14 protein-coding genes are annotated in these 15,639 nt (G+C 65.7%); 5 read left to right on the forward strand and 9 right to left on the reverse strand.

The window, feature by feature from the left end:
- The first annotated feature begins 320 nt into the window (after window positions 1–320).
- Together VIM61_12305 and VIM61_12310 are read left to right on the forward strand one after the other, a co-directional pair.
- Window positions 321–2,504 (forward strand): autotransporter outer membrane beta-barrel domain-containing protein, encoded by a 2,184-nt coding sequence (locus tag VIM61_12305; protein ID HEY8901185.1) that lies wholly within the window; start codon window positions 321–323, stop codon window positions 2,502–2,504.
- 64 nt (window positions 2,505–2,568) lie between these two features.
- Window positions 2,569–3,408 carry a class I SAM-dependent methyltransferase gene (locus VIM61_12310; protein ID HEY8901186.1) on the forward strand — a complete coding sequence of 280 codons (840 nt, stop codon included), beginning with the start codon at window positions 2,569–2,571 and terminating at the stop codon, window positions 3,406–3,408.
- An 11-nt stretch (window positions 3,409–3,419) separates the two neighbouring features.
- Here the strand turns inward: VIM61_12310 and thiH are convergent, their stop codons facing one another.
- Window positions 3,420–4,544: a 2-iminoacetate synthase ThiH gene (thiH, locus tag VIM61_12315; protein HEY8901187.1), complete on the reverse strand. Its 1,125-nt coding sequence runs from the start codon at window positions 4,542–4,544 to the stop codon at window positions 3,420–3,422.
- A 67-nt stretch (window positions 4,545–4,611) separates the two neighbouring features.
- Window positions 4,612–6,363: a hypothetical protein gene (locus VIM61_12320; GenBank protein HEY8901188.1), complete on the reverse strand. Its 1,752-nt coding sequence runs from the start codon at window positions 6,361–6,363 to the stop codon at window positions 4,612–4,614.
- Between the two features lie 129 nt (window positions 6,364–6,492).
- On the opposite strand from VIM61_12320, the gene VIM61_12325 reads away from it, so the two are divergent.
- Both VIM61_12325 and opgC read left to right on the forward strand, forming a co-directional pair.
- A complete protein-coding gene (locus VIM61_12325; GenBank protein ID HEY8901189.1) occupies window positions 6,493–7,764 on the forward strand; it encodes a valine--pyruvate transaminase in 1,272 nt (423 codons plus the stop codon).
- Entirely contained in the window at window positions 7,757–8,830 is a 1,074-nt protein-coding gene (opgC, locus tag VIM61_12330) for an OpgC domain-containing protein (protein ID HEY8901190.1), read from the forward strand. The genes VIM61_12325 and opgC overlap by 8 nt, the downstream gene beginning before the upstream one ends.
- Here opgC and VIM61_12335 read toward each other — a convergent pair.
- From VIM61_12335 to tmk, 7 genes are read right to left on the reverse strand one after another with little or no spacing between them, the layout of a single operon-like run.
- Window positions 8,827–9,774, reverse strand: coding sequence for a glycosyltransferase family 9 protein (locus VIM61_12335; GenBank protein ID HEY8901191.1), 948 nt, complete (start codon window positions 9,772–9,774; stop codon window positions 8,827–8,829). The two genes, opgC and VIM61_12335, sit on opposite strands and share 4 nt — an antisense overlap.
- A 10-nt stretch (window positions 9,775–9,784) precedes the next feature.
- Window positions 9,785–10,507 carry a metallophosphoesterase family protein gene (locus tag VIM61_12340; protein HEY8901192.1) on the reverse strand — a complete coding sequence of 241 codons (723 nt, stop codon included), beginning with the start codon at window positions 10,505–10,507 and terminating at the stop codon, window positions 9,785–9,787.
- 9 nt (window positions 10,508–10,516) lie between these two features.
- A complete protein-coding gene (locus tag VIM61_12345) occupies window positions 10,517–11,290 on the reverse strand; it encodes a hypothetical protein (protein HEY8901193.1) in 774 nt (257 codons plus the stop codon).
- The gene (locus tag VIM61_12350) at window positions 11,287–12,183 is read right to left on the reverse strand and encodes an ABC transporter permease subunit (protein ID HEY8901194.1); all 897 of its coding nucleotides are present in this window, start codon (window positions 12,181–12,183) and stop codon (window positions 11,287–11,289) included. Before VIM61_12350 ends, VIM61_12345 begins: the two co-directional genes overlap by 4 nt.
- On the reverse strand, window positions 12,180–12,965 hold the full coding sequence (gene proB / locus VIM61_12355; protein HEY8901195.1) for a glutamate 5-kinase: 786 nt from the start codon (window positions 12,963–12,965) through the stop codon (window positions 12,180–12,182). Before proB ends, VIM61_12350 begins: the two co-directional genes overlap by 4 nt.
- Window positions 12,962–13,918, reverse strand: coding sequence for an AAA family ATPase (locus VIM61_12360; GenBank protein ID HEY8901196.1), 957 nt, complete (start codon window positions 13,916–13,918; stop codon window positions 12,962–12,964). The genes proB and VIM61_12360 overlap by 4 nt, the downstream gene beginning before the upstream one ends.
- Window positions 13,890–14,552, reverse strand: coding sequence for a dTMP kinase (gene tmk, locus VIM61_12365; protein ID HEY8901197.1), 663 nt, complete (start codon window positions 14,550–14,552; stop codon window positions 13,890–13,892). The genes VIM61_12360 and tmk overlap by 29 nt, the downstream gene beginning before the upstream one ends.
- 60 nt (window positions 14,553–14,612) lie before the next feature.
- Here tmk and VIM61_12370 point away from each other — a divergent pair, with 60 nt between their 5' ends.
- Window positions 14,613–15,638: an NAD(P)-dependent oxidoreductase gene (locus VIM61_12370; GenBank protein HEY8901198.1), complete on the forward strand. Its 1,026-nt coding sequence runs from the start codon at window positions 14,613–14,615 to the stop codon at window positions 15,636–15,638.
- The last annotated feature ends 1 nt before the right edge of the window (window position 15,639 follow it).

Here is a 15,639-nt window from a genome sequence, read left to right on the forward strand (position 1 = left end):
GGCCGGCGCCGATCTCCGCGAAGGTGCCGTAGATCCGGCCGTCCATGTTGATCTGGAAGGCCTTCTTGTTCGTTTGCAGATCGAGTTTTCCGTCCATCGTGTCGCAGAATGGCCGAGGATTTCGAACGGATGAAGACCCAAATGCGCGTCGACTGGCTTATCCGGGCTTGCCGTCGTCGAGAGGCGGCTCATGAGGAGGTGAGGGGCGGAAGATCGAGGGCAAATGGAAACGGAGTGCAGGAATTTTATCCTGCTTGCCAGTGAGAAAGTGGGCTTCTAATGCATCGGGCATGCGAAGAGTTGCGAGAGTTGCGGCGTGGGTGGGATTGGTGATTGGAGCGGGTAATCCGCTTCCGGCCGTCACGATCTCGGGTGAAGGAAGTTTTTCCAGTAATGGCGGTCTGACGATCTCCGGCACAAATGACCAATACGGCATTCTTGCGGTGAACGGACCGCAGGTGAACATCACGGGAGCCGTCATTTCGGTCCGCAATCCCGGCGGCCCAGGCCCCATCGGTCTTGTCGCGAGAGACGAGGGAACGGTCGTTCACTGGAACGATTCGCGTATCTTTACGCCGGGTGCGACGAGCGGCGGCGCCTTCGCCGACACGGGAAGCGTGATCGCGCTGCGCGGAGGGTCGATCCGGACGGATGGCTATGGGTTGAAAGTGCGCGATGCTACCCTGTCCGCGACGAATGCCGATATTCGCGCGGCGACGGGAGTCGGGGCGACGATTTTCGACACGCCGGCCAGTCGACCAGCGAGTCTGCGCATCTCTGGGGGAAGTCTCTCGGCCGGTGACGATGCCTTTCGCGTGGTGAACGCGGCGGCCACTATCATCGTCGAGAACGGGGCTCGAATTTCCCCCGGAGCGGGAAGCGACCTGCTCGACGTGCGATCCACGGACACGAAAAGTGCCGTCCGATTCGTGGCGAGAGCCGTGAACCTTTCCGGAGATGTGGTCTCGGACACCAAGAGCGCGACCGCCGTGAGCCTGGCAGATCGATCGGTGCTGACCGGGCGCGTCCAGGAGGCCTCGCTCCAGATCGACGGGACGAGTGCATGGACGATGACGGGGGCGTCGGTGCTCCGCTCTCTCGCGGTGGCGCCGGGCGGGTCGGTGCAGTTTGCACGGCCGACGGGAGGCGGGTTTTCACGTGTCGTGGTGAAGGATTCGCTTTCCGGGCAGGGACATTTCGGAATGAATGTCGACCTCGGCCGCGGTCGCGGAGATGAGCTGGTCGTGGAGGGTAAGAGCTCGGGGACGCACACCCTGGCGGTGACGAATCGCGGTTCGGCGGCTGCGGCCGGTAGCGCTCTTCGGGTGGTCGACACCGTGGATGGCGGGGCGCGGTTCAAGCTGGCGGGGGAAAAGATCGAGTCCGGCATGTTTACGTATCGGCTGGTGCAGGGGAATGGCGGGACGTCCACGGAAAGCCCGGCCGACTGGTATCTGGCCAGCCTGGCGAAGGGCGCAGGTTCCGGCGAGGCGACCGCGCCAGAGTTGAGCGCAAGTGGCCGGGCAATCGTGAATACCGCCGGAGCTCAGGCGCTGACCTGGCTGAGCGAGCTGGACACGCTGAATCAGCGAATGGGAGAGCTGCGTCTGGATCTGGCAATCCCGCGGGAGATGTCGGCGGAGGTCTCTGCGAAAGGGGCTGCCGAAGGGAAGGCCAAGGCGCCTGTCGAAGCCGAGGCGAAGCGAACCGGCGACGTGTGGGTGCGGGGTTTTGGTCGACGGATGAATGCGGACACTGGCCTCACCGGCGAGGGCTTCTCCCAGTATGTTTACGGAGTCGATCTGGGCTTCGATCGAGGCTTCCGTCTCGACGGCTCCTGGCTGGTGACGGGTCTCTACGGCGGCTGGGGCGGGGCCAGCCGGTTTTTCGACGCGGGCGGCACGGGATTGACGGAGAGCATCCACGGCGGCGTGTATGCGACATGGGTGACCGATTCCGGCTGGTATCTCGATGGCGTGGGCAAGCTCAACTATTTCGATAACCGCTTCGACGCGGTTTCGAGCTTCGGCGAGCATTCGAGAGGGCATTACGGGAACTGGGGCTTTGGTTTTTCCCTCGAAGGTGGCAGGCAATTCGAGCTTGGAAGAGGGTGGTTCCTCGAGCCGCAGGTGCAGGCAGCCTACACGCATCTCTCCGCGGCAAACTATGACACGAGCGACGATGTGTCGGTGGGATTGGGCGCGACCGAGGTCTTTCAAATGCGGGCCGGTTTGTCGGCGGGGCGCCGGTTTATGACCGCCTGGGGAGTCGTGCAACCCTATGTGAAAACGTCCTTCGTCGAAACCCTCAGCGACGGGGGAAAACTCGACGCCCAGGGGTATTCCGAGCGACCGAACCTCGACGGGGCCGGAGTCGAGGCCGGGGCGGGCGTGATGATGCAAGTGAGCGCGCGGGCCCAGATCTACGGGGAGTATCAATTCGCGGCGACCGAGAAATACACGCAGCCGTGGAGTGTCAACGGAGGCTTCCGCTGGCAGTGGTAGTGGCGCAAATGAGTTGCGAGGCCGAAGGGGTGGGCGAACGTTGGCGATGCCTCGAGCCTCCTCCATGCCCCAAGCGGAAATTGCCTCGTTCCAATCCCTGTGGCCGGGAGGGTATTACGAAGGCGACCCGCTCGATCCGCATCGCGCCGGATCGACCTATCGCGGCACGGGATTTGTAAGCGCGCTTTACGCGACGTATCTGGCGTGCATCCGGCCCTACATCACGCCGGAGACCGTGGCGTTGGAGATCGGTCCCGGCCGCGGGGCGTGGACGCGCACGATGCTCGACGCGAAGGAGGTGTGGGCGCTCGACGCGCTGTCGGCCGAACACAACGGCATCCGCGAGTATCTCGGCGATCCGGCGAATCTCCGTTACCATCAGGTGGAGGATTTTTCCGCCTCCATGCTGCCGGACAACCATTTCGACTACATGTTTTCCTTCGGCTGCCTATGCCATGTGTCGTTCGAGGGCATCACTGCCTACGCGAGGAATCTCCGGCCGAAGCTGAAGCCGGGTGCGCAGTGTTTCTGGATGGTCGGCGACGAGGAGAAGTTCAACGCCGCCAATCGGGACACGAGTCCGGAGGGATGGTGGGACAATGTGATTCCCAATCGCCCGCGTTATGCCCTGTTCAAACGGCTGTTCCTGGAACTGGCGAGCCGGCACCGGCGGGGGCCGGTCAAGCTGAGCGCGAGCAGGAAGCCGAGCCCCGGTCGCTGGTATCACGCGGGCGCTCAACGCACGGCGGAGATGCTGACGGAGCTGGGCTACCGCGTGCACGCCGTGGATGTGGGCTCGTGCCTGCGCGACCCGATCGTGCATTTCCAGCGGCTGGTGATCGCGCTGGCCGTGTGGGGAATGGGCCTGGCGGACTGGGGAGCGTTCGGCGCCGGTGTGGCCTGACCGGTTGCCGATCAACCCGGCTGGCCGGTAATCGCGGGGTCCCAGTCCTTCCAGACGGGATCGAGCCCCAGGCGAGCAAGGCGATGGGCGACTTCGGCGGGAGAGCGATCGTCGGAGATGGAGAATTGCTCCGTGGCAGCGGTGGCGGGGCCGTCGCAGGCGACCTGCCGGCCCTTGACCGTGAGGTGCAGGCTTTCCGTGCCCTGGCCGGTGTAGCCGCCAGGTTCCGTGTGGCTGCCGGCGCTCATCATGGTGATGCCGATTCGCGCGGCGGCGTCGCGCAGCGGGGCGGGCTCGCGGGTGCTCATCACGATGCCGATGTGCGGGAACGTGAGTCGCAGCGCGCAGATGAGCTGGAGAAACTCGCGGTCGGGCAGCGGCTGGCGGGGCTCGAAATCTCCCGCGGCGGGTTTCAGGCGCGGCAGGCTGACGGTGATCTGGGCCTTCCAGCAGCGCTTCATCAGGTAGTCGATGTGCGTGGCGAGGGCGACGGCTTCATCGCGCCAGTCCCAGAGCCCGAACAAGGCGCCGACGCCGAGACGGCGGAAGCCCGCGTCGTAAGCGCGCTCGGGGCAGTCGAGTCGCCAGTCGAAATTCTTCTTTGGCCCGTGGACATGCATCTCCGCGTAGGTCGCGCGATGGTAGCTTTCCTGATAAACGACGAGCCCCTCGGCGCCCGCGGCGACAAGCGGGAGATAATCGGCAGTTTCCATCGGGGCGACCTCGAGCGAGATGCCCGGGACGATCGGGGCGAGGGCGCGAATGCAGCGCTCGAGGTAGCCGTTCGAGACGAACTTCGGATGCTCGCCGGCGACCAGCAGGATGTTGCGAAAGCCCTCGGCCGCGAGGTGGCGCGCCTCGGTGAGCATCTCGTCGATCTCGAGCGTCACGCGCAGGATGGCGTTCTCGCGCGAGAAGCCGCAGTAGCTGCAGGAGTTAATGCACTCGTTCGAGAGATAGAGCGGCGCGAAGAGGCGCATCGTGCGCCCGAAAAACTTGCGCGTGGTCGCGGCGGACTCGGCGGCGAGCCGGTCGAGCTGCGCATCGCTGACGGGGTCGAGCTGGCGGCGGAAACGCGCGGCGAAGGGCGATTCCAGGCTGGCTTCGAATTGGGACGAGAACGACATCGCAGTCATTTTAACGGCGATTTTTCGAATGAACAGGGGGAGAAATTTTCTCCCGATGAGGGGCTCGATTCCGGAGCTATTTGCCCAGCGGGAGAGGCTGGCCGGGTTGGAAATGCGAGAACGGGCTGTCCTTCAACGCGAGGACGGTCTCGCCGGTGGCGTTTTGCGCGCGAATCTCCACCTGCCCGGGCTTCACGCCGTCGGGCAGCGTGGCGCTCCAGCGGTAGTCCTCGACGCGGGCGTCGATCGGTTTGCCGCCGCTCACGATCGTGACCTTCGAGCCGGGGGTGACTTCGCCGGAAATGAGCTGCCCGTCCTGACCGACCCAGGCGATGAATGGCTTCAGGTCGTAGAGGCTCTGGTGGTAGGCGACCTGAGCGGCGAGAGCCTTTTCGGAGAGCGGGGCATCGCTTGGGCCTTCGGCCATCTGTTTGATGTCGGCCGCGAGGACGGGATAGGGATGGTAGGACCGCTTGCCGTAGAATGATCCGAAGGGGCCGTGGCAGCGGGCGCAGTTGGCGTTGAAATAGCTGATCGCGGCGAGTTCGGGGAGTTCCGGAGCCTTCGATGTCGGGGCGGACAATGTGGCGGCGGCGCGCCGCGGCGTCGAGGCCGGCACGGGAGTCCCGGGATTGGCCGGAGCGCCCGTCCAGGTGATCCGATAGATCCGCTTGCCGGAGTCACTGCTGAAAAGCACGGAGCCGTCGGGCGCTTCGACGCAATCCACGGGGCGATCGAGGACATTGGTGCCGTCCGGGGCAAGCGTGCTGACGATGCACTGCGCGCCGCAGGGATCGCCGGTGAAGGGGTCGAACATCACGCGCTCCACGCGGTAGCCCACCTTCACGCTGCTGTTCCACGAGCCGTGAAGGGCGACGAATGCGTCTCCTCGTTGAGCGGGAAAGGTGTCCTTCGTGAGAAACGTGAAGCCATTGGGCGCCCAGTGCGCGCCGAAGGACCAGGCCGGCGGGATGGTCTTTGCGGCGAGTTCGAGGATGTCCGGACGTTTCTGGAATTCGATCCGGGGAACCCGGTTGCCGACGATGAACGGATGCCCGTAAAAGCCGCCCAGAACGTAATGATTGAACTCGCAGGGCGGGTTGAAATCGGTGACGGGTTGAAACTTCTGGCCCTTTCCGACTTTCTCGCCCAGCGGGCCGCCGAAATTGTCGGAGCCGTGATCCACTCCCCACACCTCGTTCGTGCCCGGGCGCAGGCGGAGTTTCTCGGTGTTGCGAATGCCGGAGGCGAAGAGCGCCTTGCTGCCGCCTTTCAAATCGTAGTGCCAGATCTTCTGGCGGTCGGTCGCGGATTCGTCGTTCGTGTTGCCGGAATCGCCGATCGATGTGTAAAAGCCGTCGTCGGTGACAAGCAGCGAGCGCCACCAATGGCCGCCGCCGCTGGGAAGATTGGCGAGCACCGTGACGACTTCGTCTGCCTTGCCGTCGCCATTCGTGTCGCGAGCCTTGAGGATGGCGCCCGTTTGCGCGAACCACAGCCAGCCGTCGTGGAAGGACATCGCGTGCACCTTGGGCAGGTTCGTCACGAAGGGAGTGACGGTCTCGTAAACGCCGTCGCCATCCGTGTCGCGCAGGGCCTGGATCGCGCCGGCAGCCGGTTGCGAGAGATAGAGCGTTCCCTTGTCGTCGAATTCCATCGCGCGAGCCTCGCCGAGCTTTTCTGCGGCCAGAGTCACGCGATAGCCGGGACGCACCGAGAACGGAGGAACGCCGGGGCCGACCTCGCCGCCGCTGGGGAGATTCTCCGCGCCGAGATTGCAAGAGGTGAGGGCGAGGATCGCGGCGACCAGAGTCTTCCGGGGGGACATGACGGAAAACAGAGCCGGGGAGGATCGAGTTGTCCATTCGGATTTCGCGGAACATCCGCCTCTGGCTCTCGTCGGGGGCATGTGCTTTGATGGCGGAAGGTTGTCATCGTCGTTTCGCTCTCCTCTTCCATGCCTTTTGAAAAATCCCTCTTCGCGGAGCGCCTCACCGGCGGCAGCGGCATCGAAACCCTCATGGACGATCTGGGCCACGCCCTGGCCGAGGGCGGCGCGGGGATTCGGATGCTCGGTGGTGGAAATCCGGCGCTGATCCCCGACGTCTGCGAGATCTGGCGGACGCGGATGGCCGAGCTGCTGGCCGAGGGCGCGCGGTTCGATCGCATGCTCGCGGTCTACGATCCGCCGAAGGGCAATCATCGCTTTGCCCTCGCGCTCGCCGGCTTTCTCCAGCGTGAATACGGCTGGAACGTCGGCGCGGAGCACATCGGCATCACGTGCGGCGGGCAGTCGGCATTCTTCTACCTGTTCAACCTGCTCGCGGGAGAGTTTGGCGGCGGTCGGCGCAAGCGGGTGCTGCTGCCGGTTGTGCCGGAATACATCGGTTACGCAAACCAGGGCCTCGGTCCGGATTTTTTCCGCGGGGCGATGCCCGAGATCGAGCACCTCGGTGGGCACGCCTTCAAATACCGCGTCGATTTTCGCCATCTCGAGATGACGCCGGACATCGGGGCAATCTGCGCGTCGCGGCCGACGAATCCCTCGGGCAACGTCCTCACCGATGCCGAGGTCGCGCATCTCGATGCGCTCGCGCGGGACGCCGACGTGCCGCTCATCCTCGACAATGCCTACGGCGAGCCATTTCCCGGCATCGTGTTCACCAGGATCCGGCCCGTCTGGAACGAAAACATCATTCTCACGCTCAGCCTCTCGAAGCTCGGCCTGCCGGGCACGCGCACGGGAATCGTCGTGGCGCATCCGGACATCATCCGCGCGATCACGTCGATGAACACGATCGCCGGGCTGGCGAATGGCACCGTCGGCCAGGCGCTGGTCACGCCGTTGCTCGAGTCGGGCGGCATTCGCGATCTCGTCGCCGCGCACGTGCGGCCGTATTACGAGCGCAAGGCCGCGAATGCCCGCCGGTGGATTGCGCAGTATTTCGACGACGCGCTCGATTACCACGTCCACGCGAGCGAGGGCGCGCTGTTTCTCTGGCTGTGGTTTCGCGGCCTGCCGATCTCCGCGCAGGCCCTTTACGAACGGTTGAAACATCGCGGCGTGCTCGTGGTGCCGGGTCACCATTTTGCGATTGGCTCGGCCGAGGCGGAACGCCACGCGCGCGAGTGCATTCGCGTGAGCTTCGCGATGGAGGACGCCGTCGTGGAGGAAGGCATTTCCTTGATCGCGGACGAAGTGGCGCGCGTTTACGAGGGGAATGGATAAATCGCCGCGCGGCGCTCGCGACACGCGCATCGACACGCTTCGAGGGCTCTTCCTCGCCGTGATGGCGGTGAACCATATTCCGAGCGAGCTGCATCCGTGGACGGACCATTCGCTCGGCTTCTTCAGCTCGGCCGAGGGCTTTTTCTTTTTGTCGGGATTGCTTGCGGGGCGCGTTTACACCCGCCGTCGCGACCGCGATGGCGCTCCTGAGGCGCGCGTTGCCTCGTGGAAACGCGCCGCGGTGATTTACGGTGCGCACCTGGTGACGTTCTTCGTGGTCTTTGCGGGAATTCTCACGTTTGCCCGGCTTACGGGCACCGCGCCGGGCCACGCGCCCGCGCTGCTGCTCGAGCATCCCTGGCAGGCGGCCGGTGCGGCGCTGCTGCTCGCGCTGCAACCGCCGCTCTTCGATATCCTGCCGCTTTACGCCGGCTTCATGCTGCTTCTGCCGGGGCTGCTTGCTCTCTACGCCCGGGGTTGGCAGTTCGTGGTCTTCGCGGCGAGCGTGGCGATCTGGTTCGTCGGGTATGCGTGGGTGCCTCCGGTGCCGGCGGATGCCTTCGCCACACACGCCTTCCCGTGGACGGCCTGGCAGCTCCCGCTGGTCGTGGGAAGCGTGTGCGGAAATTTCTGGGCGACCGGCCGCACCGGACTGTTTGTGATCCGGCCGGGGCTGCTGGTCACGGCTGGCCTCGTCTGCGCGGGGTGTTTCATCGTGCGGCATGCCTATGTTCCGCCGCCGGTGCCGATCCCGATCCTCGAAGCGATCTCGAGCAAGAATTTCCTCGGGCCGCTGCGCGTGCTGAACGTGGCGGCAGCGTTTTATCTGCTCCTTGCCGCGGCGCGTTGGCTGCCGCGCTTGCTGGAAATTCGTCCGCTCGCCTTCCTTGGCAAGCATACGCTGCCGGTCTTCTGCGCGCATATCGTGGCGGCCTATGTGATTTACGCGTTTCCCGGGACATTCGATGAATCCGCGGGCGGCCGCTGGCTGGGCACCGGGGTGATCCTTGCGGTGATGTTCGTTGCCGCATGGGCGCACGAAAGTTGGAAGAAACGCGGCGCTTAGGTCGCCCAGGCGGCGATGGCGTCAAGGTCGCGAGCCGCGAGCGGGCGCTCGGGGAGCGCGGAGGCGGAGAGGTTCTGAGGGCGGAGTTCGCCGCCCTGCCAGATCCAGGCATTTTCGGAATACGGGCCGACCTTTTGGGGATCGCTCCATGTGTGAATCGAGAGAAGGCGGGCGCCCACGGCGGCGGCGAGGTGCATGGGGCCGCTATCCACGCTTACGACCGCGCGGGTCCGCCGCAGCAGATGGATGAGCTGAGGAAGCGTGGTGCGATTCGTGAAATCGACGACGTTGGCCGGGAGATTCGCGGGGGCGGTCCCCACGCCGGCGAGCACGACGGTGGCGGGCGCGAGGCGCTCGGCAAGGGCGACGATTTGCTCCCCGGTGAGGGATTTGCCGGCGCCGCGGGCGTAGGGGTGGAGCAGGAGAAAATGGTCCGGGGCGTCGATCGGCTCGCCCGGGCCGAGGGGAAACCCGGGAGCGGCGGGAATGTCGAGGCCGAGCAACGGGAGGACGGCGAGGTAGCGGTCGACGGCGTGCTGGCGGGCGTGGACGGGAGCGGCGGCTTCGTAAAAAGCGGTCGCGCCCTCGCGGGCGTCGGAAAGACCAACGATGCGGCCCGGTCGCGTGGCCCGGGCGATGAGCGCGCTGCGGAGGAGGCCCTGGAGATCGATGGCGAGGTCGGGCCGGCGATTGCGCAGACCCAGGAGCCAGCGGCCGGCGCGAAGCAGGCCGGCGGGGCCGCGGTAGTTCTGCCGGTCGAACGGGAGGAGCGCGGCGACGGCGGGATTGTCAGCGAGGACGGACGCCCAGCGAGGATCGATCACCCACGTGAGCGTGGCTGCCGGCCACGCGCGATGCAGGGCGGCGGCGACGGGCAGGGCGTGAACGACGTCGCCGAGGGAACCGGGCTTGATGAGCAGGATGCTCGCCGGGGACGGCTCCATGGCTGGGCGGCTAGCGGCCGACGTTCAGGCGCTCGGCGAGTTTTTCGGGCAGGCCGGCGGCGCGAATGGCGGCCTGGGTGCCGGCGATGTCGTATTCCACGCGGCGGAGTTCGACCTCGTTGCTGACGGTGTCGTAGATGCAGTAAGAGGCGCGAGGATCCCCGTCGCGCGGCTGGCCGACGCTGCCGACATTGATGAGATATTTTTTGCCGGTCTGGAGCGGAAGAATGTCGAGGGGAAGGGAGCGCACGCTGCCGTCGCGGACGTAAGCCTTCGGCGAGTGGGTGTGGCCGATGAAGCAGAGTGTCGTGTGCTGGTAGCTAAAGCTGGTGGCGGCATCGAGCTGGTTGAAGACGTAGCCCCACTTGTGCGGCGTATCGAGGGTGGCGTGGACGATCGTGAAGTCCCGCACCTGGCGCTGGAGGCGCAGCTCGCGCAGCCAGCTGCGTTCGTCGTCGTTGAGCTGGGCGCGGGTCCATTGGATGGCCTCTTCGGCGAGGGCATTGAAGCCTTCCTGCTCGGTGATCATCGACGCCTGCTCGTCGTGGTTGCCCTTCACTGTCGGGCATTCCAGCTCGCGGACGATGGCGAGGCATTCACGGGGATTGGCGTTGTAGCCGACGATATCGCCCATGCAGACGTAGTGCGTGCAGAGCTGGGTGCGGGCGTCGGAGAGGACGGCCTCGAGGGCCTGGAGATTGGCGTGAATGTCGCCGAAGATCGCGAATCGCATCGAATGGTATTACGGAGCAGGTTGCCGGGCTGCCGTATCTTTTATGCGCTGATCGGCAGGGATACCAAGCTTCTCTTCGAGCTTCTTGAGATCGGAGATCACGCGGGGAACGCGCTGGGCTGGACCTTCGTCGTAGATGGCACGCAGTTCGTCGTAGGCCTTGCGTTCCTCACCAGGAATCTGGGCGAGCTCGTAGGCCCCCATGCGTCGGACATAGGCCCGGGCGCCGGGTTTGCTGGCGGCGGTGGCGAAGGCCTCTGCGGCGGCGGCGTGGTCTTCGTATTTGTCGCGCTCGAGGATGGCGAGCTTCTCCCAAAGGTCGGCGCTGTCGGGGTTCGAGCGCAGGCCGTCTTCGTAGAATTTTTTGCCGCGGTCCCAGTATTGCCGCTCGGCGCGTTCGCGGAGGACCTTGCTGGGCTGGGATTTATCCTCGAGGGCGGCGATGGAGGCGTTCCATGCCATGTGCCAGGCGGAGATATCCCAATAAAGGATCGATTTCGGCTGCAGGGTGGTGACGGTCTGGAACAGGCCGGCCATGCGGCCCCATTCGACTTTCTGCCAGGCGCTGTGGGCCTCGATCCAGAGCACGGCGGCGACGAGCGAGCGGAAGCCGCTGAGGGCGGCGACGAACCCCATCTGCCCGACCTGCTCGCGGAGGCTGAGGTTGAGATTCGTGGTGCGGAAGCCGGCGGCCTGCTGGAGTCGCGAGAGGTGAATCTCGAAGGGCAGGCGGGCTGCGCCGAAGAACAGCAGGACCGCGATGCCGATGGCCGCCCGTTTCATAGCTCGCGGTTCGAGAAGAAGAAGCAGGCGAGCAGGTAATACACGCCGATGTAGAGGAGGCCGAGCGTGGCGGTCTGGGTGAAGAGGGCGGCGGTGATGGGGTTTCCCGCGACGATGTCGTCGGTGAGGCTGAAGGCCTGGAGATCGGGGAAAATGAGGGCGACGAGGGCGAGAATCGGCTTCGTCCACCAGCGAATGTCAACGCCTTCGAGCCAATACTCGCGGGCGGTGGCCTGGAGGTGGCTGATGAAGTAGATCGCGATCGTGATCATCATCGTGAAGATCGCCGAGGTCGCGAAAGCGCTGATCATGAGCGTGAGCGCGGCCAGGAGCGCGGCTTTCACGAAGATGATGAGGATGCCGGGAACGAGATTCGCATTGAAGGTGACGGCCTGGATCGAGGCGACGGCGCGGGTGAGGTCCTCGCCGGTGAGTTGGGCGCGGGCGTCGGCCAGGGCGCCCTGCTCGCGAAGCCAGAGGACGGTGAGAAACAGCGCGGTCATCATCGTGATCGACAGGGCGAGCAGGAGGAAGATGCCGAGGAGCTTGCCGGCGAGGTATTCCCAGCGCGGAACGGGCTTTGCGAGGATCGTGAAGGTCGTGCGGTCCTCGAGATCCTTCGGCAGGAGCATGGCGGTCGCGAGGATCGCGAGGAGCGAGGTGAAGATCGACATCGCGCCGAGCGAGATGTCCTTGAGCATCTGGAACTCCTCCTCGGGCGTGAGGCGCGCCATGAAGAACGAATTCCCGATGACGAGGAGCGCGAAGATGAGAAGGAAGTAGAAGATCTTGAGCCGCGTGAGCTCGGTGAGGGTGTTCCAGGCCAGAGCCCAGATCCGCGCTGGTGAGAAGATCGGGGCCTGGGAAAATGCGCGCGGGGTCGCGTCGGTCATGGGACGGGGACGGGTTTGCGGGAACGTCTGGGGGGAGCGGGAAAACGGGTGCCGACGTCTTCGCCGCGGGCGGCGCCGGTGACGCCGCCAGGGAGGCGTCCATCGATGATCGTGGTGTTCACGCCACCGGTCACGGCGATCTTCACGGCCGTGAGCTTGGCGGCCATGCCGCCGACGGAGTTCGCGCCTTTTTCCGGCAGAACGAGGGCGAAGGCGGCGTCGATGTCCTTGATGACGGGCACGCGGCGGCGCTCGGCGTCGAGCACGCCGTCGGCGCTGGTGCAGATGATGAGCTGGTCGGCTTCGACGAGCAGGGCGACTTCGGCGGAAAGACGGTCGTTGTCGCCAAAGTTGAGTTCTTCGACGGCGACGGTGTCGTTTTCGTTGAAGATCGGGACGACGCTCTTCGCAGCGAGGATGCGCTCGAGGGTGTTGCGGACGTTCGTGCGGCGCTTGCGGCTGTCGATGTCGTCGTGGGTGACAAGCATCTGGGCGGGCTGAAGGTCGCTCCGGCCGAGATGGCGGGCGAACTCCCGAATGAGCAGCGGCTGGCCGATCGCGGCGCAGGCCTGCTTGCCGGGGAGGTCGGTGGGGCGCTCGGGCAGGCCGAGAGCCCCGACGCCGGCGGTGATGGCGGCGCTGCTGACGACAATGACGGAATGGCCTTCGGCAACGAGTTCGGCGAACTCGGCGGTAAGGCGGCGGAATTGATCGACGTCGAGGGAGCGACCACCGGGCTTGGCGAGGACGCCGGTGCCGAGTTTTACAACGATGCGCTTCATGCGGGGATGGTGAAAAGGTTGAGGAAACCGGCCTCGATCGCAAGGGCTTCCTGGACGTTGCGATCGAGCGCGGAAATGGTGTCGTCGAGCGCCTGGAGGCGGCGCAGGGTGGACTTCGGATCGGTGGATGCGGCCTGGGCGCGAAGGATGGGGCGATCGAACGCGGCGGCGCCGCCGTGCTGCACGCGAAGGAGATCGGCGAACCAGCCGGCGAGCGTTTGCATGAGTTCCGCGCGGGTGCGGATGGCGGCGGCCTCGGCGAGGGCCTTCAACTGTTCCTCGCGCTCCTCGAGCCAGGCGCCGTCGGTGGCCTGCTTGTAGTGCGTCTGTTCGGCCTTGAGGGCGGCGGCGGATTCCTCGCGGATGCGCTCGCGCTCGCGTCCGAGCACGTCGAGAAAGGTGCGGGCAAGGGAGAACGCGGCGCGGGTGGGGGATGCGGGTCTTTCGACAAGGCGCTCGAGAGCGGCGAGCAATTCCTCGCCGGCCTCGGTGGGCGGTTGCGGGGCTCCAGCCTGGATCTGCACGACGATGCAGCGAGAGAGGATGGTCTCGAGCAGGGCGTCTGGCGACGACGAGGTGAGAAAGAGATGCGAGCCGGCGGGCGGTTCCTCGAGCGTCTTGAGGAAGGCGTTCGCGGCCTGGGGCTGCAGGCGATCGGCCTCGTGAATGATGGCGACCTTGCGGAGTCCGGCGGAGGGCTTTGTCCGCAGCGCCTGCTCGAGGTGGCGGATCTGCTCGATGAGGATGCGGCGGGATTTCGACTCCGGCTCGGCCTGGTGGAAGTCGGGATGCCGGAGCGCGTCGTCGGTCTCGAGGATGCGCGCGGCGATCTGCTCGATCACGGCGCGCTTGCCGCTGCCGCGAGGGCCGCAGAGCAGGTAGGCGTGGGCGAGTCGACCGGAGGACTGCGCCTCGAGCAGACGCTCAAGCGCGTGCTGCGGCGGAAACGCCATCGATGACCTCCTGGACGGTTTGGAAAATCTGCGCGGCGAGGGCGTCGCGGGACCGGGCGGCGTCGAGCACGCGGAAGCGGGCCGGTTCGCGGCGGGCAAGGTCGAGATAGCCGGCGCGCACGCGCTCGTAGAAGGCGAGGGGCTCGCGTTCGATGCGGTCGGGCGCGATGGCGCCGGGGCGATTGAAGACGCGACCGCGGGCCTCGGAGGCCTCGAGATCGAGGACGAACGTGAGGTCGGGCCGGCAGGAGCCGACGGCAAAGGCATTGATGCGGGTCACGTCTTCGTCGGCGAGGCGACGGGCGACGCCCTGGTAAACGGTGGTCGAATCGAGGAAGCGGTCGGAAATGACGTCCGTGCCGGCAGCGAGGGCGGGCGCGATGAGTTCGCGGACGAGCTGAGCGCGGCTGGCGGCGAAGAGGAGCAACTCGGCCTCGGAGGTCATGCCCTCACTCTCGCGGGAATGCTGAAGAACATGGCGGATCTGTTCGCCGACGGGGGTGCCGCCGGGTTCCCGAGTGACCACGACCTGTCGCCCGGCCGCCTGGAGGGCGCGGGTGAGGCGTTCGATCTGCGTGGTTTTGCCGCAGCCTTCGGAGCCCTCGAAGGTGATGAAGATGCCGGGGCGCGTCATGGGAATCTTCCAGAGTTTCAAATTGCGCTGGCATATTCCAAGCTAGATTTGAATGCGTCCATGAAAGTCTGCTTTGTCTCAGTCGAGCCCGAGGAAAAGGCGTATTTCGCCCGCCGGCTGGCGCGGTGGAATCCCCGCTTCGAGTGGAATCTCGACGCGGTGCCCGATGACGTCGAGGTGCTCTCGATCTTCATCTATTACGGAATCGACGAAGCCTTTCTGTCGGCGCATCCGGGCCTGAGGTTCATCGCATCGCGCTCGTCCAGTCTGGACCACGTGGATCTCGAGGCCTGCCGCAGACACGGCGTGAAGGTCGCGAGCGTCGGCGGCTCGGATGGAAACAGCGTCGCGGAGCACACGTTTGCCCTGCTGCTGGCGGTGGCGCGACGTTTCCGGACGTCGGCGGCCCTGCGCGTGCAGGGCGATTTTTCGCATAACGAGCTGCGCGGATTTGAACTGCGAGGCAAGACTCTCGGGTTGATCGGCGTGGGACGAATCGGCGCGCGGGTGGCGAAGATCGCGGCGGCATTCGAGATGAAGGTCGTCGCCTACGATCCGAAGCCCGATCCCGCGCTGGCGGCGGAGGGATTGCGCTACGAGTCGCTCGATACCGTGCTCGCGGAAGGCGAGATTCTCAGCCTGCACGCGGCGTTGACCGAGGCGACGCGCCATCTGATCAACGCGGAGACGCTCGCGAAATGCCAGGAGGGCGTCGTGATCATCAACACCGCGCGGGGCGACCTGATCGACACTTCGGCCCTGATCGCGGCGCTGGATTCCGGTCAGGTCGGCGGCGTCGGACTGGATGTGCTCGAGGATGAGCGGGTGCTGCGGGCGGACGCCAAGAATGTGCTGGCGAGCGAGATCTCGCGACGCGTGCACGACAGCGGCGGTCGGGCGGAGCCGTCCGGCGACCGGCGGCAGCAGATCGAGAGACTGTATTCCAACAATGCGCTGCTGGCGCGGCCGGAGGTCGTCTTCACGCCGCACATTGCCTTCAACACCACGGAGTCGACGGAGGCCGTTGCCGGCGAGGCCGCGAGGGTGATCGAGGATTTTCTCGAAGGCCGCGAGGTGCCATGCTGAG

The sequence above is a fragment of the Chthoniobacterales bacterium genome (genome assembly GCA_036569045.1).
Lineage (GTDB): Bacteria > Verrucomicrobiota > Verrucomicrobiia > Chthoniobacterales > JAATET01 > JAATET01.

Excerpts from the sequence above, each read along its gene's own strand:
- VIM61_12310 (HEY8901186.1), top strand. The coding sequence starts at position 2,569 with ATGCCCCAAGCGGAAATTGCCTCGTTCCAATCCCTGTGGCCGGGAGGG.
- thiH (HEY8901187.1), bottom strand. The coding sequence starts at position 4,544 with ATGACTGCGATGTCGTTCTCGTCCCAATTCGAAGCCAGCCTGGAATCG.
- VIM61_12320 (HEY8901188.1), bottom strand. The coding sequence starts at position 6,363 with ATGTCCCCCCGGAAGACTCTGGTCGCCGCGATCCTCGCCCTCACCTCT.
- VIM61_12325 (HEY8901189.1), top strand. The coding sequence starts at position 6,493 with ATGCCTTTTGAAAAATCCCTCTTCGCGGAGCGCCTCACCGGCGGCAGC.
- opgC (HEY8901190.1), top strand. The coding sequence starts at position 7,757 with ATGGATAAATCGCCGCGCGGCGCTCGCGACACGCGCATCGACACGCTT.
- VIM61_12335 (HEY8901191.1), bottom strand. The coding sequence starts at position 9,774 with ATGGAGCCGTCCCCGGCGAGCATCCTGCTCATCAAGCCCGGTTCCCTC.
- VIM61_12340 (HEY8901192.1), bottom strand. The coding sequence starts at position 10,507 with ATGCGATTCGCGATCTTCGGCGACATTCACGCCAATCTCCAGGCCCTC.
- VIM61_12345 (HEY8901193.1), bottom strand. The coding sequence starts at position 11,290 with ATGAAACGGGCGGCCATCGGCATCGCGGTCCTGCTGTTCTTCGGCGCA.
- VIM61_12350 (HEY8901194.1), bottom strand. The coding sequence starts at position 12,183 with ATGACCGACGCGACCCCGCGCGCATTTTCCCAGGCCCCGATCTTCTCA.
- proB (HEY8901195.1), bottom strand. The coding sequence starts at position 12,965 with ATGAAGCGCATCGTTGTAAAACTCGGCACCGGCGTCCTCGCCAAGCCC.
- VIM61_12360 (HEY8901196.1), bottom strand. The coding sequence starts at position 13,918 with ATGGCGTTTCCGCCGCAGCACGCGCTTGAGCGTCTGCTCGAGGCGCAG.
- tmk (HEY8901197.1), bottom strand. The coding sequence starts at position 14,552 with ATGACGCGCCCCGGCATCTTCATCACCTTCGAGGGCTCCGAAGGCTGC.
- VIM61_12370 (HEY8901198.1), top strand. The coding sequence starts at position 14,613 with ATGAAAGTCTGCTTTGTCTCAGTCGAGCCCGAGGAAAAGGCGTATTTC.